The sequence below is a fragment of the Olsenella sp. Marseille-P4559 genome, assembly GCF_900605015.1.
GTDB lineage: Bacteria > Actinomycetota > Coriobacteriia > Coriobacteriales > Atopobiaceae > Tractidigestivibacter.
The window spans coordinates 183004-207008 of record NZ_LR027575.1 but is presented as its reverse complement, the minus strand read 5'-3'; the positions used below and the strand labels follow the sequence as shown (position 1 = coordinate 207008).

Genomic DNA, 24005 nt, shown 5'->3' with positions numbered 1-24005 from the left:
GCGGGCGGTCGCTTTGCGGCTGCCCGCGCTTTACCCTAATGAGGAACGCCTTTCACCCGAGAGGAGCACCATGACCGCCGCGCACGAGCGCTGGACAACGCGCTATCACCTGGCTCCACACACGGGCTGGCTCAACGACCCAAACGGCCTCTGCCAGTTCCATGGCACCTACCACGTCTTCTACCAGGCAGATCCCTCTTGGCCGGCACCCGGCAAGAAGGGCTGGGGGCACTTTGCGAGCCGCGACCTTGTGAGCTGGGAGGACCTTGGGGAGGCCCTGGTCCCTTCCATCCCCGAGGACAAGGACGGTGCGTACTCGGGCTCCGCGCTCGTCGTGCATGGTGGTGCCCCGGATGGCCGCGACCTCATGCGGCTCTACTACACCGGCAACGTGAAGTACGAGGGCGACCACATCCACACGGGGCGTGACGCAAACGAGGTCATGGTCACGAGCGAGGACGGCCTGTCCTTCTCGGAGAAGCAGGTCCTTCTCCGCCCTGAGGACTACCCCTCGGACCTCACCCGCCACGTGCGTGACCCCTTTGTTTGGGAGCAGGACGGGTGCTACTACATGATGCTGGGCGCACGCCGCGCGGATGACGTGGGCGATGTCCTGCTCTACGAGTCCACCGACGCCGTGGCGTGGACCTACCGCGGGCGAATCGAGTCCGAGCGCCCCTTTGGATACATGTGGGAGTGTCCCAACGTCATTCAGCTGGACGGCCACGACTACCTGGTAGTATGCCCGCAGGGGCTGCCCTCGGGAGAGGCGCGTTGGCAAAACGTCTACCAGGCAGGGTACTTCCCGCTGCCGCAGAGCGTGCTCGATACGCAGGTGGTGGACGAGAGCTGCTTCGTTGAGCTTGACTATGGCTTTGACTTCTACGCGCCACAGGTGTTTAGGGACGAGAGGGACCGTTGCATCCTCATCGGCTGGATGGGCATGCCAGACGCGGACTACACCTCAGCGCCGGATGGCCTTGCGTGGTGCCACTGCCTCACCGTGCCGCGCGAGGTCTCGGTAGGCAAGGATGGCCTTCTCTGCCAGTGGCCGGTGACCGAGATCGACGGGCTGCGTGGCTTTTCTCAGCCCGTGGACCCGGCAGTGGGCGCGATTCTCCCCCACCACTATGCCGACATTGAGCTCGAAGGCATCGAAGGCGACCTTGAGCTGGGGCTCGATGGGGCGCTTGAGCTCTCCTTCTCTGCAGGGGCAGGCCAGCTGAGCATGGCATTTGTGGACGAGAGGGCCGCGGCTGGACGCACCGAGCGCATACTGCCGCTCGAGAGCCTGCACGACCTGCGCGTGCTGATTGACGGCTCTACCGTCGAGATCTATGCAAACCACGGTGCGGCGGTTCTCTCCACCAGGTGGTTCCCCACCGTGGACACGCTGCTGGTCACCATGCATGCCACCTGCGAGCGTGCGTGCTCCTGGGAGATGGGCGGCGAAGCGCCGCGGGCGTGACGCCACAAGGCCCCTTCCCGACAGCACTTCCCAGAGGAACGCCCTCCGGTGCCGTTTTGGCGCCGGAGGGCGCGTTTGTTCGGCAACCCCGTCGCAAACCTGGGCTTCGGGCGCCATCCAGCGCCAAGCGGGTTCCTTAGAAGTCCGCGTTGCCCACGGTGCGCGGGTGCGGCAGCACATCGCGGATGTTGTCGACGCCCGTGAAGTACATGACCAGGCGCTCGAAGCCCAGTCCAAAGCCCGCATGGTGGCAGCCTCCATAGCGACGCAGGTCAAGGTAGTACTTGTACTGCTCGGGATCCATACCCAGCTCCTTGATGCGGTCACGAAGCACGCCCAGGCGCTCCTCGCGCTGGGAGCCGCCGATGATCTCGCCAATGCCGGGGACCAGGCAGTCTGCAGCGGCAACGGTCTTGCCATCGTCGTTCAGGTGCATGTAGAACGCCTTGATGTCGCGCGGGTAGTCCGTCACGAACGTCGGGCGCTTGAAGTGCTTCTCGGTAAGGTAGCGTTCGTGCTCGGTCTGCAGGTCAACGCCCCAAGAGACGGGGTACTCGAACATCGTGCCCGAGTTCTGGGCATCCCCGAGGACCTTCACGGCATCGGTGTAGGTCACGCGGGCAAAGTCGCTCGTGGCAACGTGATGAAGACGGTCCTTGAGGCCCTTGTCCACCCACCTGTTGAGGAAGTCCAACTCGTCCGGGCAGTGCCCCATCACGTAGTTGATGACGTACTTGAGCATCTCCTCCGAGACGTCCATCTCGCCCTCAAGGTCGCAGAAGGCCATCTCGGGCTCGACCATCCAGAACTCCGCTGCGTGGCGACGCGTGTTGGAGTTCTCGGCACGGAAGGTGGGGCCAAAGGTATAGACGTCACCAAAGCTCATGGCGAAGTTCTCGCCCTGAAGCTGGCCGGACACCGTGAGGTTGGTGGGCTTGCCAAAGAAGTCCTTGCTGTAGTCGACCTTGCCATCCTCGGTGAGCGGCGGGTTGGCCGGGTCGATGGTGGTCACGCGGAACATCTCGCCGGCACCCTCGGCGTCGCTTGCCGTGATGATGGGGGTGTTCACATAGAGGAAGCCGCGCTCCTGGAAGAAGCGGTGAATGGCGAAGGCCGCCACGCTGCGCACGCGGAAGACCGCACGGAAGAGGTTGGTGCGGCTGCGCAGGTGCTGCTGGGTGCGCAGGAACTCGCGCGTCTGGCGCTTCTTCTGCATGGGGTAGTCGGGTGCGGAGATGCCCTCGACGGCAACGGATGCCGCCTGCAGCTCGAAAGGCTGCGGACGGTCTGGCGTGAGGGCAAGCGTCCCGTGGACGACAAGGGCCGCGCCCACGTTTTGTCCAACGATCCCCTCGTACTCCTCGTCACCAAGGCGCTCTCTGTTGACAACAACCTGCAGGTCCTTGAAGCAGCTTCCGTCGTTCAGGGTGACAAAGCCAAAGTTCTTCATGTCTCGGATGGAGCGAACCCACCCCGCAACCACGAGCTTGGTGCCGCCAAGCTGGTCCATGTCCGCGTACAGCGCGGCGATCCTTGTGCGATCCAAGAGACTTCCTTCCTCCAGAACTGTGTCGAGCGCGTTAACCGACCCATCATATCGCAGCGAGACAGGCGAGAAACGCATGCCGGGAGACGGCAGCCGCTTCTCTCGCCATCAGCCTACACAGGTACCTGTTATTTGTGGAGGGATGATGGGGCTCGAACCCGTTCTCGCAAGGTTCAACAGGTACCTGTTAGTATCGTCCCCAGTTGCACAGGTACCTGTTGTTAAGCGTGACAGCCGCGCTTCGGGTGCAGGCAAGACGAAAGGACGGCTCATATGAAGAGCGCGAATTCCAACGAGAGGCACATCCACACCAACCACAGGGCTCACGCCTGCCACCACGGGGACGGCTCGCTCGAGCACAGGGTCTCGAGGCTCGGGCACCTCGTCCACCACTACTACATGGCAAGCGCCCACGCCCGCGGCGCTGCGGGTGACCCCCTCAGAGGGCAGGGCCGCGTGCTTTCCCTCCTCAGGGAGAACCCGCAGGTCACCCAGAGAGAGCTGCAGGAGGGACTCGACATGCGCCAGCAGTCCGTATCGGAGCTGCTCGCAAAGCTCGAGGAGAAGGGCTATGTGGAGCGTGGGCGCTCCAACGAGGACGCGCGCGTCACCACCGTAACCCTCACCGAGGCCGGACGCGCCGCCATGCCGCCGGCAGATGAGGTGCGCCAGCATCTTGACGCCTTTGACTCGCTCACTGAGGAGGAGCGCGCCGAGTTGGGCAGGCTCGTAGACAAGGCAACCGCAGAAGTCGAGAAGAAGCTCACCGATCTTGGCGAGGGACCGCACCACGGTTGCGGACACGGCCCCCACAATGGTCACGGCCACGGATGCTGCCATGGCGAGGGGCACGGCCGCAGGGGTGGCCATGGGCAGCGCGACGCCAAGCCTGCCGAGAGGTAGACGCACAGCGAGAAAGCCGTAGAATCGGGTCGCCGGCAGAGCCGGTGCCCGATTCTTTCGTATGCCGAGAAGGGATGGCTTGCCGTGCAGCAAGACGTCGACGCTTACCAGCTCCTCGCAGACCAGGTGCGCTCGCTCGCCATGCGGGCACCAGGCTGGGTGCCCGCACTCGCCAACGTTGCAGCGCTTCTCGGCGAGAGGCTCGATGACGTCAACTGGGTGGGCTTCTACGTGGCCACACCCAACGACACGCTGGTACTTGGCCCGTTTTGGGGGCACATCGCCTGCGTCACGATTCCTTTTGGCAAGGGCGTGTGCGGCACGGCGGCCGCCGAGAGGCGCAGCGTCCTCGTCCCCGACGTTCGCGCCTTCCCCGGGCACATTGCCTGCGACGCTGCCTCGCGCTCAGAGCTGGTGGTTCCGCTCTCCGTCCCAAGGGCAGATGGCACACACCGCGTCTGGGGAGTTCTCGACTGCGATAGCCCACACCCGACGCGCTTCTCAGCAGAAGACCAGGAAGGCTTCGGGCTCATTGCGCGAGCAGTCGAGGAATCCGCCGGTCTTGCAGGCCCCGCCGTACGCGCAACGCAGCCCTGGACGTAGAATCACACCGAGGCAGACACCCGAGGGAAGGACCACGATGGAGGAGTACAAGCGCGGGTTCATCGACTTCATGGTCGAGAGCCACGTTCTCAAGTTTGGCGACTTCACGCTCAAGAGCGGCAGAAAGTCCCCGTTCTTCATGAACGCCGGAGCCTATGTGACAGGCTCCCAGCTCAAGCGCCTGGGAGAGTTCTACGCCCGCGCCATCCACGACAGCTTCGGCCTTGATTTCGACGTGCTCTTCGGGCCCGCGTACAAGGGCATCCCGCTGGCCGTGAGCTGCGCCATTGCCATGGACGAGCTCTACGGCAAGGAGGTTCGCTACTGCTCCGACCGCAAGGAGGCCAAAGACCACGGTGCCGACAAGGGCGGTTTTCTCGGCCACCAGCTTCGGGACGGTGACCGCGTGGTCATGATCGAGGACGTCACCACCTCGGGAAAGTCCATCGACGAGACGTACCCGAAGGTCTGCTCGGCCGCAGACGTGGAGGTCAAGGGCCTCATCGTGAGCCTTAACCGCATGGAGGTTGGCAAGGGCGGCAGGGTGAGCGCCCAGGAGGAGATCCAGGAGCGCTATGGATTTCCTGTCGCAAGCATCGTGACCATGGCCGAGGTCGTCGAGGCGCTCGAGGGTACGGTGGTTACCCCCCAGCTCAAGGACGCCATTGCCGAGTACTACGAGAAGTACGGCGTGAAGTAGCGCACACGCGCAGGCGGCACAAAACGCGGGGCGTCAGCACAGGCTGGCACCCCGCATGCGTATTGGGAACACGTCCCCGCTCGGCGTGCCCTACGCCGCGAGGTCTGCGCGGCGGGCCGTGGCCTGGCCAAAGTCACGGGTGCCAACAAAGACGTCCTGCTTGTAGGGGTTGACGCCCAGCCTCTTCGCACGGTAGGCGATTGTGCAGATGGCGGCGACGCTGGCTGCAAGCGCGATGAGCGAGACTGTGGTTGCTGCCACAGGGTCGAGCGTCGAGTGGGTCACGAAGACGGACTCCTCCTGGAACGCAGGGAAGACCTGAGCGAACATGCACCAGATGGCCAGCGTGTTGGCGCGGTTCTGGATCCAGGCGCCCTTGTTCCACACGGCGTTTGCAACCGTGGGGGCAAGCAGCAGCGCCAGGCCGCAGTACCAGGCATGGTGGGGCAGGCAGTTGTACGTGTAGCAGAAGTTCCAGATGTCATAGGCAACGATGAAGACCCAGGTCATGTCCGGCCACAGCATGTCTCGGCCGTCCTTGGAGGAGTAGACGTTCCACCAGGCGGTCATGCAGAAGATGTTGATGAGGCCAGCGATCCCGTTGAAGACGTTGTTCCAGCCTGCGAGCTGCGTCGCCCCCTCAGAGGTAACCCACGTGGTCTCGCCCAGGGCGAAGAAGTGACAGGCACTCTCGAAGTCGGAGCACATAGTCGTCGAGGATGGCGTCGGTGACCTCGTCGCGGCTTGAGAAGTAATGGTAGAAGAGGCTGCGCGTGATGCCTGCCCTGTCGGCGATGTCCTTTACCGAGACGCAATCGATCCCCCGCTCCTCGTAGAGCGAGCGGGTTGCGGCAATGACCTGCTCGCGTCGCGCCTGACCAATCTCACCACGCATGGGACACACCTCCTTGGCTGACACCCTGTCAACGAGATGACTTCAATCATAGATTGTGGAGAGAATGTGTGGCAACGAACAGTTTTGAGAAAACGTCAACGAGGCGTGGCTTTAGGCACAGCGAGGGGCGCGGCGGACTGCCTGCGTCCACCACGCCCCTCGTGAAGGGCGACTATGCGAGAAGTGAGAGCCTACATCCCTACATCGGCATCGTAGGCGCCACAAAGGCGCGGGTCTGATACTCGCGGTCAAGGTCGTAGAGCCCCTTGGGGTCAGAGCCGAAGAGCTCCATGTTCTTGACCATGTCGGAGGCGTTGGTCTCCTCCTCGCCCTGCTCCTTCACAAACCAGTCGAGCAGCTGCATCGTACGGAAGTCGTGCACGTCATACGCAGCCTGGTAGCACCTGTTGATGCAAGCCGTAATGTGGCGCTCGTGCTCGAGACCGGCCTCGAGCGGGTCGATATCGCTCGAGAAGGTCTTGTCCGGCTCGGCGATGGCTGCCATCTTGACCGGATAGTCGTTGTCCAAGAGGTAGCGGCGGAGGATCTTGGCATGCGCAACCTCCTCCTGCACCTGGATCATGTACCAGTTCGCAAAGCCCTTAAGACCGCGCTCCTCGTAGTAGTCGGCGAAGGTGAGGTAGAGGTAAGCCGAGTAGAGCTCCTCGTTGATCTGTGTGTTGAGAGCGTCTGCGACCTTGGCATCGAGAGCCATGGCAACCTTCTTCCTGCCCGGTGGGGCATTGAAGACATACCGAACACTACTCCGTCTACCCACTTGGGCGTTGGCGTGTCAGCTCAGGCCCCTGCGATTCTCGCAGCTCACCGCTTTTTCTGAAACGCCCTCACGTTTGCCCAGAGGGCGCTTACGGCGTTTCAGAAGGAGCGACGAGCTCCGCAGGGTGGGAAAGCCGTCGGGTACGCATTCCCAGAATCCCGCATCGTGCGTACGCATACCCCTTATCGCTGACCGCACGCCCTGAGAAACCTTTCTTGGAAACCCCTGCGCTCGCCCGGCTAGCCAGGTGTGAGTTTGAGAGAGGCGATAAACTCCGAGGCACACTACCGCAGCGCAGAGAAGGGACGCGCATGACCAGGCTCATGGACTACCTGCTAGAACCACAGACCGCCGTGGTCTTCGACATCGACGGCGTGCTCGCGATCTACGAGTTTGGCGAGCTCTCCCATAGCGCCTGTCCCGACGAGGACTGGGAGGACTACGTGCGCACGCACGACCCCTATGCCAGCTCGCGCCCCGTTCCGCAGATCCAGCGCTTCATCGCGGACAAGGGCGCAGACCACGTGTGGGCCTGCTCTCAGGCAAGCGACTTCGAGACCCTCGGCAAGCGGGCCTTTGTCACGCGCTGCTACGAGCTAGACCCCAGCCACGTCGTGACCGTCACGCAGAAGGCCGAGAAGGTCGAGTTCCTCCGCCGGCTCGCGCGCGAGCTGGGCATTCCCGAGAGGCGTGTGGCCATCGTCGAGGACACGGTAAAGACGCTCGACCTTGTCGACCAAGAGACCGGCTGCGTCACCGTGCACGTCTCGTCCTTCTTCGACTACGGGATATAGCCCCGCTCCCGCACAGACAAACACAACCTAACGCGTCTGGGTGTGGACCTCGCGCTCGACGCCATTGTCATCACGAATGACCTCCACCCAACGCTCGATGCGCTCCCCGTCGAGCAGGCGCGCCGCTTCTTCGATCTTGTCGGCGAGAAGGTCGAGCGACTCCGGCGAAACGGGGTCGCTGGCGGCCTGGCGGGCGAGCGCCCTGGCGATGTCTGCGCAACCGTGGAGCTCATCTTGTGGGTTTTCCAAGGTATCACCTGCCACATAGCGTTGTTTGCCCGGCAGACACAAGAATATTCCATTTTTGAATGTTGCGCGTGGGGGTCTACATTCCCGCGCATGTATGAAATTGCCGACAGACTCGTAGGAAAGGTCCTCCGCAAGCTGAGGATCGAGTCCGGCCTGAGGCAGGAACAGGTCGCAGAGCGTCTTGACTCGTCCCAGTCGATGATTTCGAAGTTCGAGTCCGGCGACCGCTCGCTCCACTTAGGTGAGGTCTACGCCTACGCCGAGGCGCTGGGCGTGTCTCCGCAGCGCATCCTGCAAGAGGTTTGGGACAGTCAGAAACCCCCGCACGGCAAGAGCGGCAAGAGGCCTCCCCGAAGGGCCCAGTCGCACGAATAGCTTCCGTCCGCGCTACCCTATGCTGGTATGCATTGCGGGGAAACACGGAGGCGAGAGGGACTTCATGGCTGAGGGGACACATGCCACGGGAACGCGCCTCGTGGGCATAGCCACGGCGCAGCGCCTTCTTGCCGCGAGCGCAGACGGCAGAATTGCCCACCTGCTCACGACCGCCGAGCTCGCACAGGCGGAGGCACGCAGGGACCCCGCCGAGTACGTGGCCGGGCATCTCGCCGCAAAGCGTGCGGCGATAGACGCGTTGGAGCGGGCGCTGCCTGCGGGCACGGCAATCAATCCCCTCGAGCTGGAGACCACAGACGCCCCGTCAGGCGCACCCGTCTGCACGGTCACGGGGCACCTGGCTGGCACCCTAGCCGCGCGCAACATGGACCCTCCGCGCATCTCCATCACGAACGAAGCTGGCGTTGCGCTGGCGACAGCCGTCGTCTGTGCCCAGGAGCAGAAGGCGAGAATGCATGATCTTTGACCAGCCGCTTGCCGTAGGTGGCCTCGCGCTGAGAAATCGCCTGGTCATGGTACCTGTCGCCACGGGCAAGGCAGACGCGCGAGGTCAGGTGACAGCCGCCCTCTGCGAGCACTACGCCGCACGGGCGCACGGCGGCCACCTCGGCCTTGTCGAGTGCGGCCACCACTTTATCTGCGAGGAGGGACGCGCCACGGCACGCCAGGCGTCCATTGCCCGCGACGCAGACGTCGAGGGCCTCAAGCGCGAGGCCGCAACCGTACACGACCAGGGCGTCCCCGTCTTTGTGCAGCTCTCGCATGCGGGCTCGGCCGCCACGGAGGCGCTCACGGGCATGCGTCCCCTGGCACCTTCGGCTGCGACCTGCCCCGGGGCCAAGGTGGGCCACCCGCTCCCCCGCCCCATGAGCGGCGATGACATCGCGCTCATACCCGAGCTCTTCTCGGCAGCGGCACGCCGTGCCTGCGCGGCCGGCTTCGACGGAGTCGAAATCCACGCGGCGCACGGGTATCTGCTGAATCAGTTCCTCTCGCCTCTCACGAACCAGCGGCAGGATGCCTACGGAGGCCCGCTTGCCCACAGGGCGCGGCTGCTTTTGGAGGTCCTCGCCGCGATGCGAGCCGAGCTTCCCTCTGACTATCCGGTCTCGGTGCGTCTGGGCGGCTGCGACTACCTGCCCGGCGGCAACGCCATCGTTGACGCCGTAAAGCTCGCGCGCATGGTGGAGGCCAGCGGCGCAAATCTCATATCCGTCTCGGGTGGCATGTGCTACTACGGCAGGCCCGGCTACGAGGACATGCCGGGCTGGTTTGCCGATTCGTCAACCCCCATCCGCCAGGCCGTAGGCGTGCCCGTGCTCCTGGCAGGCGGCATCAAGACGGGCATGGCAGCGGAGGTGCTCCTCGAGCAAGGTGCGTGCGACCTCGCAGGCGTTGGACGTGCGATACTGAACAGGCCCACTTGGGCCAGGCGCGAGACCACCAAGCTCCGCGCCGCCAGCGGGCGCATGGAAGACAACGCAGGATAGCAAGAGAGGCCGGCCCCGGTGGCCGAGGAGGGCAGCATGGACGAAAGTGACAGGAAGCTTGCCGAGCAACTTCGCGAGCAGCTCGAGGCGGGCGGGGCGAGAACGGCCTTCGGCACTTCGTCCCAGGGTGTACCGGCGGATGTGCAGGATGATCCGGAGAGCCTCGTCGAGGGACCGTTTGCCCAGGCGATGGCAGCCTACCGTCAGGCAAGGCGCTCAGATGACGCCGAGGCCACGGCTACCGCCGAACGACACCTCCAGGATGTGGTGCGCGCGGAGCTGGCCGGCAGCGCCGAGCCCTGCTCGGGGGGCAAGCGATGAGCGCGACAGCAAGCGACGCAACTGGGCCGACCCCCGTGGACCTTGGCCCCAACGGACCAGGCTCGCTGGGGCGTCTCATCCCCTGGCCAGATGACGAGACCTACCCCAACATCCCCGCCGAGGACGCACTCGAGCTCTTCCTCGGATGGGTCGAGTCACGCGGGATGCGGCTCTGGGACCACCAGGAAGAGGCCCTTCTCGACATAGCCTCGGGTGACCACGTGATCTTGGGCACCCCCACCGGCTCGGGCAAGAGCATGGTGGCCGTGGGCATGCTCTTCATCGCCAACTGCACGAACCGTCGCGCCTACTACACGGCGCCCATAAAGGCGCTTGTCAGCGAGAAGTTCTTCAACCTCGTGGACCTCCTCGGCAAGGACAGCGTGGGCATGATCACGGGCGACGTGGTGATAAACAGCGAGGCACCCGTCATCTGCTGCACGGCCGAGATCTTGGCCCAAGACGCGCTGCGCTTTGGCGAGCACGCCGACATCGGCTGCGTTGCCATAGACGAGTTCCACTTCTACGCCGACCGCGACCGTGGCTGGGCGTGGCAGGTGCCGCTATTGGCGCTTCCCCACACGCAGTTCCTGCTCATGTCAGCCACCCTGGGCGACGTCACCGACATCGCCAGCGCGCTGGAGGAGCACACCGGGTGCGCCGTCGACCAGGTGCTCGACGCGCCCAGACCGGTGCCTCTCTCCTACGAGTTCGTCGAGACCCCGCTCGAGGGCACGGTCGAGCTGGCGCTTCGCGACGGCGACGCACCGCTCTACATCGTGCACTTCTCGCAGGAGGCCGCCCTCAAGAGCGCACAGGCCCTCTCGAGCTATGGCGTCTCGTCCAAAGGGCAACGCGAGGCCCTGAAGGACGCCGTCAAGGGCGCGCGCTTCACGACCACCTTTGGCAAGACCCTGAAGCGCCTCATCCTGACGGGCGTAGGCGTGCACCACGCTGGGATGCTGCCGCGCTACCGCCTGCTCGTTGAGAAGCTCGCGCAGCAGGGCCTCCTCCCCGTGATCTGCGGCACCGACACGCTGGGCGTGGGCATCAACGTGCCCATCCACACCGTGCTCCTCACCCAGCTCACCAAGTTCGACGGGCGGCGCATGCGGCGCTTGAACGCGCGCGAGTTCCACCAGATAGCAGGCCGTGCGGGTCGCGCCGGCTTCGACACCGAGGGCCGCGTCATCGCCGAGGCCACCGAGTACGACATCGAGCGCGCCAAGGCCCTGGCAAAGGCAGGCGGCGACCCCAAGCGCGCCAGGAAGATCAAGGTGAAGACGCCTCCATCGGACTTCGTGGGATGGAACAAGCAGACCTTTGAGCAGCTCATTGCGGCAGAGCCCGAGAAGCTCCGCCCACGGCTGCGCATCACGCACTCCATGGTGCTTGCAGAGATCGAGCAGGGCGGGGATGCCTGGATGCGCACGCACAAGCTCATCGAAGACTCGGCCCAGACGTCCGAGGAGAAGGCCGCGCTCTCCCAGCGCACCGACGAGGTCTTTGCCACGCTCATCGACGCCAGCGTGGTGGAGCGCCACGAGGAGGCAGACGGCACGGCATCCTACCTGCTCACCGTTGACCTGCCCGAGGACTTTGCGCTCGACCAGCCCCTCTCGCCCTTCCTCTTCGCCGCCATCGAGCTTCTGGACCCCGAGGGCGAGGCCTATGCGCTCGACCTCATCTCGATGGTCGAGGCGACGCTCGAGGACCCGCCCCAGATTCTGCGCGCTCAGGAGCGCGAGGCTCGGGGTGCCGCCATCGCCGCCATGAAGGCAGAGGGCGTCGAGTACGAGGAGCGCATGGAACGCGCCCAGGAGGTCACCTATCCCAAGCCACTCGAGGGGCTGCTCGACACGGCCTTTGCGGAATATTGCGAGAAGGTTCCCTGGGCAAGCGACTACTGCCTACGCCCCAAGAGCGTCCTACGCGACATGGTCGAGACGGCGAGTGACTTCAAGACCTACATTGGACGCTACAAGATAGCCCGCTCGGAGGGAACGCTGTTGCGCTATCTCTCCGACGCCTACCGCGTGCTTGACCGCACGGTACCCGCCGAGAAGCGCGATGAGCGCCTAGGCGACATCGTGACCTGGCTCAGGCTTGTTGTGCGCACCACGGATTCCTCGCTCGTCGACGAGTGGGAAGGCGTCGGCACCGAGGACGAGGGCGCCAATCCGGCAGCCCCCATCGCAGACGAGGTCGTCCACGACAGACGCGGTCTCACCCTGCTCGTACGCAACGCACTCTTTGCCCGCGTGCGACTGGCTGCCCTAGGCAGGGTCGAGGAGCTTGGCGACCTTGATGCAGACTGGGGCTACCGCTCGGTTGTGTGGCAGCAGGCGCTTGACGCGTTTCACGCTGAGCACGAGGGCATACTGCTGGACGCAGACGCCCGCTCGTCGGCCTACCTCGACATCGACGAGGCAGACGAGAGGACCGACCGCGTCTGGCACGTCCACCAGGTGTTCCGCGACTCGGACGACGACCACGACTTTGGCATCTGGGGCGACGTGGACCTCGATGCAACGCAGGACGAAGGCGCCGCGGTCTTCAGGGCCTATCGCGTGGGCTTTGTGGACTCACTCGTCTAGGGCATCTGCCGTTCAGGGGCGCGGGACGCACATCCCGCGCCTTTTCTCGTCCAGATTGCCGCTGTGACGGGTAAACCTGCCGTAGGGCAGTGCGCAGGCGTTGCCCTACGGCACGCTTACAAAGGAGGACGCCATGGCAGAGACTAACCAGACCTATCAGGACCTTGGGTACGACAGAATCTTCGTATCGCTTGACGGGACAGAACGCCAGACCGAGGTGCTCCATCGTGCCATCGTGATGGCGGCCAACGACAACGCAGAGCTCTACATTGGGCACGTGATCGACTCGACCGCGCTCGAGACCGCAGGCACCTATCCCATCGACCTCATCCCCTCGCTGGAGAAGGACTTCCGCGATTCCATTGCCAAGCAGGTCGCCGAAGCCGAAGCAGAGCCGCAGATCAAGAGCGTCAAGGTCATCGTCAAGGCCGGGCGCATCCGCGAGACCCTGAAGGACGACATGATTGACGTTGTCAAGCCCGACCTTGTCATCTGCGGGGCACGCGGGCTCTCGTCCATCAAGTACGCAATTCTCGGCTCCATCTCCACCTTCCTCACCCGGTCAACTTCCTGCGACGTCCTCGTGGTGAAGTAGCGCAGCCACGGGAGCTCGCCATCCGCTCACGGATTTCTTGGTGACCTTCGCGGCATCCCACAGAAATCCCATAGCTTGTTCTCCCGTCTGGATGTAAGGCGAAGATGACTTGTAAATTAGCTGGTAGACGATGTGCTTTTGGTTGCAGCCCCTCTCGCTCAGGGGGGGCTGCAACCCTATATGACGACTTGAGACTTTTTGCAGGAAACGTGATATCTCAATTTTCGCGCTAAGGTTATCTAACTGCGCACTTGCCATACCTCAGAGTGTGCGCCGTACCCGCCAGACACGGAGGTGACCTTTGTCGTTCCCGTCTACAGCACGTACCGGAGCCCTTGTCATAGCGCTCGTCGGCGCCATCACGCTCGGCGCCGGGGCCGCCAGACCCGCCATAGCGTGGGGCGATACGCTCGATGACCTCCAGGCAAAGGTCGGGGAGACCAACGAGGCACTTGACACCGCCAACGACAAGGTCACCCAGCTCGAGCAGCAGATTGACGACAACCAGCAGCGCGTTGCAGAGATTGAGGCACAGCTTCCCGATGCGCGAGCTGCTGCCGCGCAGAGCATCCGTGCGCAGTACAAGATGCAGCAGAGTTCACAGGGGCTGGTCGACCTTATCCTCTCGTCCGACAGCTTCTATGACTTCCTGTCCACCATCCAATTCCTGGATTCTGTGACTTCATACAACACCGACCAGATCCAGTCGCTGGTAGACCTCACCGATGAGCTCTCGGACACGCAAGCGGACCTCAACTCCCAGCTTGCCCAGGCTGAGACCGAGCGTCAGAACGCGCAAGACGCCCTTGACTCGGCAGTGGCCGCGCGCACGGCACTGCAGCAGCAGATGGCAGACGAGCAGGCTGCGCAGCAGGCGGAGGCCGAGGCGGCATTGCAGCAGGCGGCGCAGAGCGAGGGCCAGACCTTCCAGACCGAGTCGGGCAACACGACGACCGTCGAGGTGCCGCAGTCTTCCAGCAGCTCGAGCAGCTCCGATAGCTCGAGCAACTCTGGCAGCTCGAACTCCGGCAATTCCGCCGACGACGTTAGCTGGCAGAGCGACAAAGACAGCTTCGTAACACAGTGGGGCGGGCGCCTTGACGCCTATCTCGCCGGCTCTCCGCTGGCCGGCTACGGCAGCACGTTTGCAGCGGCCGCCTGGGAGTATGGTATTGACCCGCGCCTCTCGGCTGCAATCTCGAACGTCGAGAGCAGCAAGGGACTCTACTGCGCCTACTCCCACAACGCCTGGGGCTGGGGCAGTGTGAGTTGGGACAGCTGGGAGACAGCCATCTACGCGCACGCCGCCGGCCTTGCCTCTGGATACGGCGGGTATCTCACCTATGCCATGGCGCAGAAGTACTGCCCGCCCAATGCATCGGCGTGGTATTCCTCCGTCGCAGCGAACATGGCCGCGATTTAGGGGTTGGCTCTAGGCTGGCGCGGTATGGCCGCTCCGAAGCAGCGTCTCTATCAAGAGTCTTGGTTTTTCTGGCCCCCCTTTGGAGCACCTTTCGCTCCGAAGGGCCTTTCTGCAGGGGGACGGGGAGCGGGCGCCATCTGCACCCACGGCAGCTAGCGCTGGTCGCGCAGGGCGACCGTGGTAAACGAGAAGTGCTCGGGGTGGTGGCGCGACTGGGTGTACTCGAACATGACCCCATCGTCGTTGAAGGTGTGGTTGACAACCACGGCAACGAAGTCGTAGCCTCCGAGGTCCAAGAGCTCGCGGTCGGCCCTCCTCGCCTTCTCGGCCAGGAAGGTTCGCTTGCTCGTGGTGACGCGCATGCCAAGTGTGCCCTCGATGTAGGCGTAGATGGAGTCCGCCGCAACCTCCGGGGTGATGTCCGGAACCAGCCCGGTAAGATACCAGTTGCGGTCCAAGATCCGAGCACGCCCGTCCATGAGGCGGACGCGTTCCACGTGCGTGACGTCCGACCCCTCCGGAAACCCGCTCTCGAGGGCAAACGCCTTCGAGACCATCTCGTGCCCGAGGCTGACAACCTTGGTCACGGCCTCGAAGTTGTTCCGCCGCGCCGCCTCTTTGAAGGTCTCGATGCCACCCATCGAGAAGTCCTCGCGTTCAGACGGCAGATAGATCACGCGCACGCCCTTGCCATTGATGGGCTGGACGTAGCCCTCCTGCGTAAGGAGCCTGACCGCTCGGCGCACCGTGTTGTGCGAGCAGGCATAGAGCTCGCATAGCTCTGCCTCCGAGGGAATGAAGCTCTGGTAGGGGTAGTCGCCGCCCTGGATCTGATCGAGCAGCGCCTCATAGATCTGGCCGTATACCGCCTTCATGCGCCAGCGCTCCCATCTATACGCCTCCATCATATTGATGGTAGCGAAGCCGCACTGCCAGCCGGGAGGCTTCACAAAATGAAGAGGTCTGGGGCACCCCGCTCGTCAGGGTGGCATCAGCGCGCCGCTTGCCGACTGATGCTTGCCGTTCGCCGCCACGTACCCGTTTCCATACCTATTTGAATAGGGATGGAGTATCTTCGTTGCCAGAACCTATTTGAATAGGTTCTGGCAAAAGGCGGGGTGAGAGACCCCAGACAACGGAGGTCACATGGGAAAGTATCGGAAGGACGCTGAGGAGATGCTCAGGCTCGTCGGCGGCAGAGGGAACATCGTCGCCGTCACGCACTGCGTGACGCGCATGAGGTTCGCCTTGGCGGACCCGAGCAAGGCTGACGTCCCGGCCATCGAGGCGTTGCCTGCGGCCAAGGGGAGCTTCACGCAGGCGGGACAGTTCCAGGTCATCATCGGCACTGACGTGGCCGACTTCTACGACGACTTCGTCGCCGTGTCCGGCGTGTCGGAGGCTTCCAAGGCCGACGTCAAGAAGGCCGCCGTGGGCAACCAGAACCCGCTCCAGAAGGCCATGGGTGCCATCGCGGAGGTCTTCGCGCCTCTCATCCCCGCCATCATCACGGGTGGCCTCATCCTGGGCTTCCGCAACGTCTTGGGAGACATGCCCTACTTCGGACCCGACGGCAACCAGACGCTCGCCTCGCTCTCCCAGTTCTGGACGGGCGTCTACGGCTTCCTGTGGCTCATCGGCGAGGCCGTGTTCCAACTCGGCATCCCTGTGGGCATCTGCTACTCCATCACCAAGAAGATGGGTGGGACGCCCATGCTGGGCATCGTGCTCGGCCTCACGCTCGTCTCTGGGCAGCTCATGAACGCCTACAGCGTCGCCAGGGCCACGGCCGGGGACTGGGCCAAGTACACCTGGGACTTCGGCTTTGCCCAGGTGCACATGATCGGCTATCAGGCACAGGTCATCCCCGCCATCCTAGCTGCCATCTGCTTCAACTACTACGAGCGCCTCTTCAAGAAGATCACGCCGCCCATCGTCCAGATGATCGTCGTGCCGTTCTGCTCCATCTTGCTGGGCGTCATGACGGCGCACTTCATCGTCGGTCCCATCGGCTGGGCCTTGGGCACCTTGGTCAGCAACGTGGTCATGGCCGGCATCTCGGGCCAGTTCCGCGTCATCTTCGGTGCCATCTTCGGCGGCTTCTACGCCCCGCTCGTCATCACGGGCCTGCACCACATGACCAACGCCATCGACCTGCAGCTCATCGCCGACACCGGCACCACCATGCTCTGGCCCATGATTGCGCTCTCCAACATCGCGCAGGGCTCCGCCGTGCTCGCCATGATCGTGCTCCAGCGCAGGGACGAGAATGCCCAGCAGGTCAACATCCCCGCCTGCCTCTCCTGCTACCTAGGCGTCACCGAGCCCGCGATGTTCGGCGTCAACCTCAAGTACGTCTTCCCGTTCGTGTGCGCCATGATCGGCTCCTCGATTGCGGGCATCATCTGCACCGCCACATCGACTGCAGCCAACGCCATCGGCGTCGGCGGGCTGCCGGGCATACTCTCGATCAACTCCAAGTACTTCCTGTCCTTCGCCCTCTGCATGCTCGTCGCCGTCGTCGTGCCGTTCGCGCTCACCTATCTGGTGGGCAGGCGCAAGGGCATCGACAGGGGCGCGGGCGTCGAGGACGTCACCCTCGAGGGCGACGAGGTCACGGCGGTACCCGCCCCTAGCGCCACCGAGTCCCCCCTCGAACTCGCCGTCGACGGGACCCTGCGCGCCGTGGTCTCCGGCACCGCCATGCCCCTCTCCGAGGTGGACGACCAGGTCTTCGCCTCTGGCACCATGGGCCGCGGCGTCGCGATCGACCCCAGCGACGGCCAGGTCGTGGCGCCCGCTGATGCCGTCGTCTCGGTCATGATGGCCGACACCGGCCATGCCGTGGGACTCATGCTCGGCAACGGCATGGAGGTGCTCATCCACATTGGCATCGACACCGTGGAGATGGCCGGCGACGGCTTCGAGGTCCATGTGAGGCAGGGCGACAAGGTCCATGCCGGCGACCCGCTCGTGACCTTCGATCGCGACAAGGTGGCGGCGGCCGGCAAGAGGGACACGGTCATGGAGGTCGTGACCGACCCCGGCCAGGCCGAGAACCTCGCACTCACCGAGTCCGGTCCCGTCACTGCGGGCATCACCCCCGTCGTAAGGTTCTAGACGTGCGTCCCAAGTCGGACGGTCCCGCGGGGGCCGTCCGTGTCCCACCCAGAAAGGCCGACCACCATGGCTGATCGCACAACCTCCCTTGGCGACAAGGTCGTGTACCAGATCTACGTTCGCAGCTTCCAGGACTCCGACGGAGACGGCATCGGCGACCTGCGTGGCATCACGCAGCGCCTGGGCTATCTGCAACGGCTTGGCGTGGACTACCTCTGGATCACGCCCTTCTTCGTGAGCCCCCAAAACGACAACGGCTATGACGTGGCCGACTATTGCAATGTGGATCCCATGTTCGGCACCATGGACGACTTCGACGAGCTGGTACGCAAGGCCAGGGCGCATGGCATCGGTCTCATGCTCGACATGGTCTTCAACCACACGTCGACCCAGCACGAATGGTTCCAGAGGGCGCTCGCGGGCGACCCCAAGTACCTCGCGTACTACAAGTTCGCCGACGCTGCTCCCGATGCGACCGCCGAGGACCCCGGCGAGCCACCCACCAACTGGAACAGCAAGTTCGGCGGTAGCTGCTGGGAGTATGTGCCCTCGCTCAACAAGTGGTACCTGCACCTCTTCGATGTGAGTCAGGCCGACCTCAACTGGGACAACCCCGAAGTGCGCTCCGAGCTCGTGAACGTGGTGCGCTTCTGGAAGGACAAGGGCGTCTCGGGATTCCGCTTTGACGTGGTCAACGAGGTCTCCAAGCCTGATGGGACGCCGAACGAGTGGGAGGACGATCACGAGGGCGACGGCCGACGCTTCTACACCGACGGCCCGCACGTGCACCAGTACCTCCAGGAGCTCGTCCGCGAAAGCGGCATCGATGGCATGGTCACGGTGGGGGAGATGAGCTCCACCACGATTGACAACTGCGTGCGCTACTCCAACCCCGAGTGCCACGAACTCTCGATGACCTTCTCGTTCCACCACCTCAAGGTGGACTACGTCGATGGGGAGAAGTGGACCCTCGGAAGGCCGGACGTCGCTGCCCTGCGCGAGTTCTTTGCCAGCTGGCAAGAGCAGATGGCGGCACGTAGCGGTTGGAACGCCCTCTTCTGGTCCAACCACGACCAGCCCCGTCCCAACTCGCGCTTTGGCGACTGTTCCACCAAGGAGAGCTGGCGCCGCTCGAGCGAGCTTCTCCCCACCTGCACGCACCTGTTGCGCGGCACGCCCTACATCTACCAGGGCGAGGAGCTGGGGATGACGAACCCTGACTTCTCAGACATCAGCCAGTACCGCGACGTGGAGTCGCTCAACTATTACCAAATCCTGCAGGACGATGGCAAGACGCCCGAAGGGGCCTTCCACATTGTGCACGAGCGCTCACGCGACAACTCGCGCACGCCCGTGCAGTGGAACGCAACAGAGAAGGCGGGCTTCACCACGGGCACGCCGTGGATTGGGATTCCGGCCAACCACACGTCCATCAACGCCGAGGACGAGGTTGCAGACCCGGACTCCGTCTGGAGCTACTACCGAGGGCTCATTCGGCTCCGCAAGGAGATGCCGGTGGTCCAGAGCGGGGACGTCCACTTCCTGGATGCCATGTCAAACCAGGTAATCGCCTACGAGCGTACGCTCGAGGACGCCCCGCACGGGCCAAGGCGGCTTGTCGTTGCCTGCAACTTCTCCGGCAAGGCCGCGGCGGCGCTTCCCTCCGGCGAGCTCGCCGAGGGCTCGTTGCTAGTCGAGAACTGCGACGACTACCGCGAGGAGGATGGCATGCTCGTACTCGGCCCCTGGTGCGCCGTGGCCTTCGCCTGGTAGCTGCAGGCGCAGGTGCGGCGGCGGGCGCGGCTTCTCCAATGTTGCGATTCCTGAGTGATTCGCTCGTCGATTTGCCACTCTAGAGAAAGCAGGGGCAGTGCCGCATGCCGGTCGCTCCCACGCACCCGTTGCAGCTATGCCGTGAGGTACACCATCGCAAGCACCAGTGCAAAGCCCACAAGGTCGGCTACCGAGAAGCTCGTACCCAGCCACAGTACCGAGGTCACCGTCGCCGTCAGCGGCTCGACGGTGCCCAGCAGGCTCGCGCGCATTGACCCCGCGTCCTTCACGCCCTGCAGGTAGAGCGCATACGCGCCAAACGTGCCCACGACCACCATGAACGCGAGCAGAGCCACGGCAGCACCATCCAGCTGTGGCATGTGCTCCCACGGTCGGTAGACGACAGACAAGATGACGCCAGAGAAGAGGAACGCCAAGCCGTTCACCACGAAGTTGCCCCATCTCGCAAGCTGGCGCGCAGGCAGAATGGAGAGGCACGCCGAGGCCGCCGCGCAGAGAAGCCCCCACACAAGGCCTCCCACCGGCAGGCTGAGCTGCCCAGGATTGCCTCCCGTTGCCAGGAGATAGGTTCCCACCAGGGCAAGCGCCACGCCAAGCACCTCTCGCCGCTTTGGCCCGCGATGCATCTTCACGCATACGTAGACGAGTACGGCGAGCATGCCTAAGCTCTGCATGACCGTAGCCGTAGCGGAGTTGGTCCAGTCAATAGCCTCAAGATAGGCCACTTGAGAGAAGAGGATTGCCCCTAGGCTCACGCCAAAGACCCCCAGAAGCGAGCGGGGATCATGCAAGGTGCGGGTGACCTGGCCCTTGTTGGTGATTCGCGCCGCCGCGAGGAAGAGCCAGCAGGCCGCAAGTTCGCGAAAGCACGCAAGCCACAGGGGGTCCACCGCGTACGAGTCCATGAGCAGCTTTGATGCCGTGCCATTGATGCCCCAAAACGCCCCGCCCACAAGCGTGCATGCCACACCGCACAGGACACGCTTGCGTCGCTGCCCGTCGCCGAGTGGTGCGGCACCCGCCATCTCGGGATGCACGCCTCCCTCGTCATGCGAACCATCCCCAAGCGCCTCTGCCATCAAGCGTTCCCTCGTCCCCCCTCAGCCACGGTGGGTCAACCCACAGCGGGCCAACCGCCCCCATGCCGCGCCATGCGCGGCGACATGTGATTCTACAGCGGTTTGTCCCGCCCCCGCGTCCCCAGTCTGCACCTCCGAGAAAACGGGCACCATACCTGCGTGATAAGCTTCTTCACGAAAAACAGCAACGGCGGCCCAAACCGCACTGGTCGCAGGCGCGCCCCCAACCCACGGGCGCCCCTGCACCCCGCTAGGAGGAACCATGGCATCCGAAGACACCACCACAGCATCCAAGCGCGACTTCCTCGCACCCGACTCGTCGCTTGACCCCGGCAGCGTGCATGCCGGCTTCGAGGTGGTCTCCGCGACACCCGTTCCCGAGGTCTCCGGTACGATCTACGTACTGCGTCACCAGGCATCGGGCGCACGCGCCATGTGGATTTCGTGCGCCGACACAAACAAGTCCTTCTCGATTGCCTTCAAGACCCCGCCCGCAGATGATACCGGCGTCTTCCACATCATCGAGCACTCCGTGCTCTGCGGCTCGGACGCCTATCCCGTGAAGGAGCCCTTCGTCAACCTGCTCAAGACGTCCATGCAGACGTTCTTGAACGCCCTCACCTTCCCTGACAAAACCATGTATCCGGTGGCCTCCACCAACACGACAGACCTCGAGAACCTCATGGGCGTCTATCTCGACGCCGTTCTCCACCCTGCCATCTACCATCGTCCCCGCATCTTCGAGCAGGAGGGCTGGCACCTCGAGGCCGCAGAAGACGGCTCGCTCTCCTACAACGGCGTGGTCTTCAACGAGATGAAGGGCGCCCTCTCCGACCCCGATGAGGTCCTGGGCCTCGCGCTCTCGCGGGCCCTCTTCCCCGAGAGTCCCTACCGCTTTGAGTCCGGCGGTGCGCCGCGCGCCATCCCCACCCTCACCTACGAGGGCTTCCTCGACGCCCACGCCCGCCACTACGCGCTTCCCAACAGCTACACCATCCTCTATGGAGACATGGACATCGACCGCGAGCTGGCCTTCATCGACGAGCGCTTCCGCGGGGCCGAGAACCGCAACGCCGGCGCGCCCAATCCCCTGCCGTTCCAGGCACCCGTCGCTGCGGCGCCCTCGCGCGTCGAGATGGCGACAACGCCAGACAACGCCTCCGTGGCTGTGGGCTACGTGTTTGCCACGTCTGACCAACGCGAGCGCGTGCTTGCGGCAGACGTGCTGCTCGATGCCCTCTGCGGCTCGAACGAGGCGCCGCTCAAGCGTCGTGTTCTCGATGCGGGCCTTGCCAACGACTTCCAGGCATCGCTCGTCGACGGCGTGGCCCAGCCCGAGGTGGTCTTCCAGCTCAAGGGTGCAAAGCCCGGCGTGTCCGAGAGGTTCCGCACCCTCATCAAGGACTCCTGCCGCGAGTTTGCCGAGAATGGCATCCCTCGCGACAAGCTCGAGGCCTCGCTTGCCCAGGCGGAGTTCAACCTGCGCGAGCGCGACTTTGGCTCCTGGGCAACCGACGGCGTAGCGCTTTCGATGCAGGCGCTTTCGAGCTGGCTCTATAACGACAGCCACCCCTTCGACTATCTGCGGTACGAGGATGCCCTCGAAGACCTCAAGGAGGGCCTTGGGAACGGTCTCTTCGAACGCCTGCTCAAGGAGGCGGTGTGCGAGAACCCCCACTCCGCGCTCGTGGAGCTTGTCCCCACAGAGGGGGGCGATGCCGCCGAGGAGGCAGAGGAGCTCGTCCGTATGCGCAAGCAGATGAGCGACGAGGACGTCGGCGCCGTACGCCGAGAGGTGGAGGCGCTCCGTGCCGAGCAGGAAGCCCCGGATTCCCCGGAGGCCCTGGCCACGCTGCCCAAACTCACCCTGACAGACATCGAGGCCGCCCGCCCCGAGCCCAAGGCCAACGATGTCGAGGCGCCGCTCCCCTGCATTGCCCACGAGCTTGACACCCGCCACATCGACTACGTCTATCACTACTTCGACCTGCGGCGCATTGGCTTTGCCGAGCTGCCGTACGTCGGCGTGCTCACCGACGTGCTCGGCAAGCTCGGCACGAAGCTCCACAGCGCATCCGACCTTGACACCCTTGTCGAGAGCAGCCTCGGAAACCTCGGCTTTGGCCTGGAGGCCTACGGCCGCGACGACGATCCCTCCTTTGCCCGTCCCATGCTCGTGGTGAACGCAAGCGCCCTTTCCGAGAAGGTCGACGCCCTGGCCCGCATCCCGCAGGAGGTGTGGGGCAAGACCCTCTTCCTCGACGGCAACCGCATGCGCGACATCCTTACGCAGCGCAAGGTCGAGATGGAGGAGCATTTCGTTAACTCTGGGCATGCAGCCTCTATGGCACGCACCTCGAGCTACTTCTCGTCCGCCGCAATCGTCGGAAGCCAGATGGGCGGCATCGACTACTATCTGTTCCTGAAGCGACTGCTTGCCGACTGGGACCGCAGGCTGCCCGCGCTACAAGAGATCCTCCCCAACCTGGCAGACCGCATCTTCACCGCTGACGAGGTCACGGTGAGCTTCACCGGCCCCACCGAGGACCGCAAGCGCTTCTGGGAGCTTGGTGGCACGCTGGGCCTTGGGAAGCAGGGCGAGGGCGTCTGCGCCCACAGGCTCGAGGCGCCGCTGCCCAAGCCAGCGTGCGAGGGCTTTGTGATCCCCTCCAACGTCTCGTTTGTCGCGCGCGGCGCTGCCCCAACCAACGAGGACACGGGCACCCTGGGCACCTGGCAGGTAGCCTCTCGCGCCCTCTCCTTCGACTACCTCTGGAACGAGGTGCGCGTGAAGGGCGGAGCATACGGCGTTGGCTTCAAGCACACGACCGAGGGCATCCGCCAGTTCTGGTCATTCCGCGACCCCAACGTGGCAGGCACGCTCGAGCGCTACGACGGCGCATCCGCATGGCTTGCCAACTGGGCTCCCACCACAGATGAGCTCACTGGCTATGTGGTGTCGGCCGTAGCCGCCCAAGACGCGCCCGAGAAGCCCCGTGCACTTGCCCGCAGGCAGGACATGCAGCGCTTCAAAGAGAGGCCGGCCGACTGGCGAAACATCATCCGCCAGCAGGAGCTCGACACCACCACCGAGGACGTACGCGCTCTTGCGCCGGCGCTCGACCCCAGCTCCTCCGCCTCGGGAGTCTGCGTCTTTGGTTCCCGCGAGGCGCTTGAGGCATCGGGGCTCGAGCTCGACGTGCGCGAGCTCGTGGGCGGTGGGGAGGCGTAGCCGTGGCGGGCCAGTCTGCAGG

At 64.2% G+C, this 24005-nt stretch carries 21 protein-coding genes and 1 pseudogene; 15 read left to right on the top strand and 7 right to left on the bottom strand.

Annotation, left to right across the window (positions count from 1 at the left end):
• Positions 1 to 70: 70 nt before the first annotated feature.
• Positions 71 to 1468 carry a glycoside hydrolase family 32 protein gene (locus E0E00_RS12495; protein ID WP_130812872.1) on the top strand — a complete coding sequence of 466 codons (1398 nt, stop codon included), beginning with the start codon at positions 71 to 73 and terminating at the stop codon, positions 1466 to 1468.
• A 136-nt stretch (positions 1469 to 1604) separates the two neighbouring features.
• Here E0E00_RS12495 and asnS read toward each other — a convergent pair whose 3' ends face one another.
• Positions 1605 to 3014 carry an asparagine--tRNA ligase gene (gene asnS / locus E0E00_RS12490; protein WP_130812871.1) on the bottom strand — a complete coding sequence of 470 codons (1410 nt, stop codon included), beginning with the start codon at positions 3012 to 3014 and terminating at the stop codon, positions 1605 to 1607.
• Between the two features lie 273 nt (positions 3015 to 3287).
• Here asnS and E0E00_RS12485 point away from each other — a divergent pair, with 273 nt between their 5' ends.
• The 3 genes from E0E00_RS12485 (at position 3288) to pyrE (ending at position 5220) form a co-directional block, all read left to right on the top strand.
• On the top strand, positions 3288 to 3917 hold the full coding sequence (locus E0E00_RS12485; RefSeq protein ID WP_130812870.1) for a MarR family winged helix-turn-helix transcriptional regulator: 630 nt from the start codon (positions 3288 to 3290) through the stop codon (positions 3915 to 3917).
• A gap of 84 nt (positions 3918 to 4001) precedes the next feature.
• Positions 4002 to 4520 carry a GAF domain-containing protein gene (locus E0E00_RS12480; RefSeq protein WP_371683406.1) on the top strand — a complete coding sequence of 173 codons (519 nt, stop codon included), beginning with the start codon at positions 4002 to 4004 and terminating at the stop codon, positions 4518 to 4520.
• A 37-nt stretch (positions 4521 to 4557) separates the two neighbouring features.
• The gene (gene pyrE / locus E0E00_RS12475; protein ID WP_130812869.1) at positions 4558 to 5220 is read left to right on the top strand and encodes an orotate phosphoribosyltransferase; all 663 of its coding nucleotides are present in this window, start codon (positions 4558 to 4560) and stop codon (positions 5218 to 5220) included.
• A gap of 90 nt (positions 5221 to 5310) precedes the next feature.
• On the opposite strand, the pseudogene E0E00_RS12470 reads toward pyrE, so the two are convergent.
• The 3 genes and pseudogenes from E0E00_RS12470 to E0E00_RS12460 form a co-directional block, all read right to left on the bottom strand.
• Positions 5311 to 5922: pseudogene (locus E0E00_RS12470) on the bottom strand (DUF5692 family protein); the annotation flags it as partial.
• Positions 5861 to 6115 (bottom strand): TetR/AcrR family transcriptional regulator, encoded by a 255-nt coding sequence (locus E0E00_RS12465; RefSeq protein ID WP_130812868.1) that lies wholly within the window; start codon positions 6113 to 6115, stop codon positions 5861 to 5863. The gene E0E00_RS12465 and the pseudogene E0E00_RS12470, both read right to left, overlap by 62 nt.
• A 199-nt stretch (positions 6116 to 6314) precedes the next feature.
• Positions 6315 to 6830, bottom strand: a complete 516-nt coding sequence (locus E0E00_RS12460) for a ferritin (protein ID WP_130812867.1) — start codon at positions 6828 to 6830, stop codon at positions 6315 to 6317.
• 374 nt (positions 6831 to 7204) lie between these two features.
• Between E0E00_RS12460 and E0E00_RS12455 the strand changes: the two genes are divergently transcribed.
• Positions 7205 to 7687, top strand: a complete 483-nt coding sequence (locus tag E0E00_RS12455) for a hypothetical protein (protein ID WP_130812866.1) — start codon at positions 7205 to 7207, stop codon at positions 7685 to 7687.
• A 27-nt stretch (positions 7688 to 7714) separates the two neighbouring features.
• Here E0E00_RS12455 and E0E00_RS12450 read toward each other — a convergent pair whose 3' ends face one another.
• On the bottom strand, positions 7715 to 7936 hold the full coding sequence (locus tag E0E00_RS12450; RefSeq protein WP_130812865.1) for a hypothetical protein: 222 nt from the start codon (positions 7934 to 7936) through the stop codon (positions 7715 to 7717).
• Positions 7937 to 8026: 90 nt separating this feature from the next.
• Between E0E00_RS12450 and E0E00_RS12445 the strand changes: the two genes are divergently transcribed.
• From E0E00_RS12445 to E0E00_RS12415, 7 genes are all read left to right on the top strand, one after another.
• Complete coding sequence (locus E0E00_RS12445) at positions 8027 to 8311, top strand: helix-turn-helix domain-containing protein (RefSeq protein WP_130812864.1); 285 nt, start codon at positions 8027 to 8029, stop codon at positions 8309 to 8311.
• 64 nt (positions 8312 to 8375) lie between these two features.
• Positions 8376 to 8798, top strand: coding sequence for a hypothetical protein (locus tag E0E00_RS12440; protein ID WP_130812863.1), 423 nt, complete (start codon positions 8376 to 8378; stop codon positions 8796 to 8798).
• A complete protein-coding gene (locus tag E0E00_RS12435; protein WP_130812862.1) occupies positions 8788 to 9822 on the top strand; it encodes an NADH:flavin oxidoreductase in 1035 nt (344 codons plus the stop codon). Before E0E00_RS12440 ends, E0E00_RS12435 begins: the two co-directional genes overlap by 11 nt.
• A gap of 36 nt (positions 9823 to 9858) precedes the next feature.
• Positions 9859 to 10143 carry a hypothetical protein gene (locus E0E00_RS12430; RefSeq protein ID WP_130812861.1) on the top strand — a complete coding sequence of 95 codons (285 nt, stop codon included), beginning with the start codon at positions 9859 to 9861 and terminating at the stop codon, positions 10141 to 10143.
• On the top strand, positions 10140 to 12740 hold the full coding sequence (locus tag E0E00_RS12425; RefSeq protein ID WP_130812860.1) for an RNA helicase: 2601 nt from the start codon (positions 10140 to 10142) through the stop codon (positions 12738 to 12740). The genes E0E00_RS12430 and E0E00_RS12425 overlap by 4 nt, the downstream gene beginning before the upstream one ends.
• Before the next feature lie 133 nt (positions 12741 to 12873).
• The gene (locus E0E00_RS12420; protein WP_130812859.1) at positions 12874 to 13335 is read left to right on the top strand and encodes a universal stress protein; all 462 of its coding nucleotides are present in this window, start codon (positions 12874 to 12876) and stop codon (positions 13333 to 13335) included.
• A 301-nt stretch (positions 13336 to 13636) separates the two neighbouring features.
• Positions 13637 to 14758, top strand: a complete 1122-nt coding sequence (locus E0E00_RS12415) for a hypothetical protein (protein ID WP_242622266.1) — start codon at positions 13637 to 13639, stop codon at positions 14756 to 14758.
• 152 nt (positions 14759 to 14910) lie between these two features.
• Here the strand turns inward: E0E00_RS12415 and E0E00_RS12410 are convergent, their stop codons facing one another.
• On the bottom strand, positions 14911 to 15633 hold the full coding sequence (locus E0E00_RS12410) for a UTRA domain-containing protein (RefSeq protein WP_130812858.1): 723 nt from the start codon (positions 15631 to 15633) through the stop codon (positions 14911 to 14913).
• Positions 15634 to 15904: 271 nt separating this feature from the next.
• Between E0E00_RS12410 and treP the strand changes: the two genes are divergently transcribed.
• The gene (gene treP / locus E0E00_RS12405; protein WP_130812857.1) at positions 15905 to 17878 is read left to right on the top strand and encodes a PTS system trehalose-specific EIIBC component; all 1974 of its coding nucleotides are present in this window, start codon (positions 15905 to 15907) and stop codon (positions 17876 to 17878) included.
• Positions 17879 to 17944: 66 nt separating this feature from the next.
• Positions 17945 to 19651: an alpha,alpha-phosphotrehalase gene (locus E0E00_RS12400; RefSeq protein ID WP_130812856.1), complete on the top strand. Its 1707-nt coding sequence runs from the start codon at positions 17945 to 17947 to the stop codon at positions 19649 to 19651.
• A 134-nt stretch (positions 19652 to 19785) separates the two neighbouring features.
• Here the strand turns inward: E0E00_RS12400 and E0E00_RS12395 are convergent, their stop codons facing one another.
• Positions 19786 to 20751 carry a DMT family transporter gene (locus tag E0E00_RS12395; RefSeq protein WP_130812855.1) on the bottom strand — a complete coding sequence of 322 codons (966 nt, stop codon included), beginning with the start codon at positions 20749 to 20751 and terminating at the stop codon, positions 19786 to 19788.
• A 262-nt stretch (positions 20752 to 21013) separates the two neighbouring features.
• Between E0E00_RS12395 and E0E00_RS12390 the strand changes: the two genes are divergently transcribed.
• Positions 21014 to 23983: an insulinase family protein gene (locus tag E0E00_RS12390; RefSeq protein ID WP_130812854.1), complete on the top strand. Its 2970-nt coding sequence runs from the start codon at positions 21014 to 21016 to the stop codon at positions 23981 to 23983.
• Positions 23984 to 24005: the final 22 nt, after the last annotated feature.

Bases quoted from the DNA above. Each gene is read 5' to 3' on its own strand.
- E0E00_RS12390 (WP_130812854.1), top strand. From the start codon at position 21,014: ATGGCATCCGAAGACACCACCACAGCATCCAAGCGCGACTTCCTCGCA.
- E0E00_RS12445 (WP_130812864.1), top strand. From the start codon at position 8,027: ATGTATGAAATTGCCGACAGACTCGTAGGAAAGGTCCTCCGCAAGCTG.
- E0E00_RS12395 (WP_130812855.1), bottom strand. From the start codon at position 20,751: ATGGCAGAGGCGCTTGGGGATGGTTCGCATGACGAGGGAGGCGTGCAT.
- E0E00_RS12420 (WP_130812859.1), top strand. From the start codon at position 12,874: ATGGCAGAGACTAACCAGACCTATCAGGACCTTGGGTACGACAGAATC.
- E0E00_RS12440 (WP_130812863.1), top strand. From the start codon at position 8,376: ATGGCTGAGGGGACACATGCCACGGGAACGCGCCTCGTGGGCATAGCC.
- E0E00_RS12460 (WP_130812867.1), bottom strand. From the start codon at position 6,830: ATGGCTCTCGATGCCAAGGTCGCAGACGCTCTCAACACACAGATCAAC.
- E0E00_RS12485 (WP_130812870.1), top strand. From the start codon at position 3,288: ATGAAGAGCGCGAATTCCAACGAGAGGCACATCCACACCAACCACAGG.
- treP (WP_130812857.1), top strand. From the start codon at position 15,905: ATGGGAAAGTATCGGAAGGACGCTGAGGAGATGCTCAGGCTCGTCGGC.
- E0E00_RS12465 (WP_130812868.1), bottom strand. From the start codon at position 6,115: ATGCGTGGTGAGATTGGTCAGGCGCGACGCGAGCAGGTCATTGCCGCA.
- E0E00_RS12425 (WP_130812860.1), top strand. From the start codon at position 10,140: ATGAGCGCGACAGCAAGCGACGCAACTGGGCCGACCCCCGTGGACCTT.
- E0E00_RS12430 (WP_130812861.1), top strand. From the start codon at position 9,859: ATGGACGAAAGTGACAGGAAGCTTGCCGAGCAACTTCGCGAGCAGCTC.
- E0E00_RS12410 (WP_130812858.1), bottom strand. From the start codon at position 15,633: ATGAAGGCGGTATACGGCCAGATCTATGAGGCGCTGCTCGATCAGATC.
- pyrE (WP_130812869.1), top strand. From the start codon at position 4,558: ATGGAGGAGTACAAGCGCGGGTTCATCGACTTCATGGTCGAGAGCCAC.
- E0E00_RS12400 (WP_130812856.1), top strand. From the start codon at position 17,945: ATGGCTGATCGCACAACCTCCCTTGGCGACAAGGTCGTGTACCAGATC.
- E0E00_RS12455 (WP_130812866.1), top strand. From the start codon at position 7,205: ATGACCAGGCTCATGGACTACCTGCTAGAACCACAGACCGCCGTGGTC.
- E0E00_RS12435 (WP_130812862.1), top strand. From the start codon at position 8,788: ATGATCTTTGACCAGCCGCTTGCCGTAGGTGGCCTCGCGCTGAGAAAT.
- E0E00_RS12495 (WP_130812872.1), top strand. From the start codon at position 71: ATGACCGCCGCGCACGAGCGCTGGACAACGCGCTATCACCTGGCTCCA.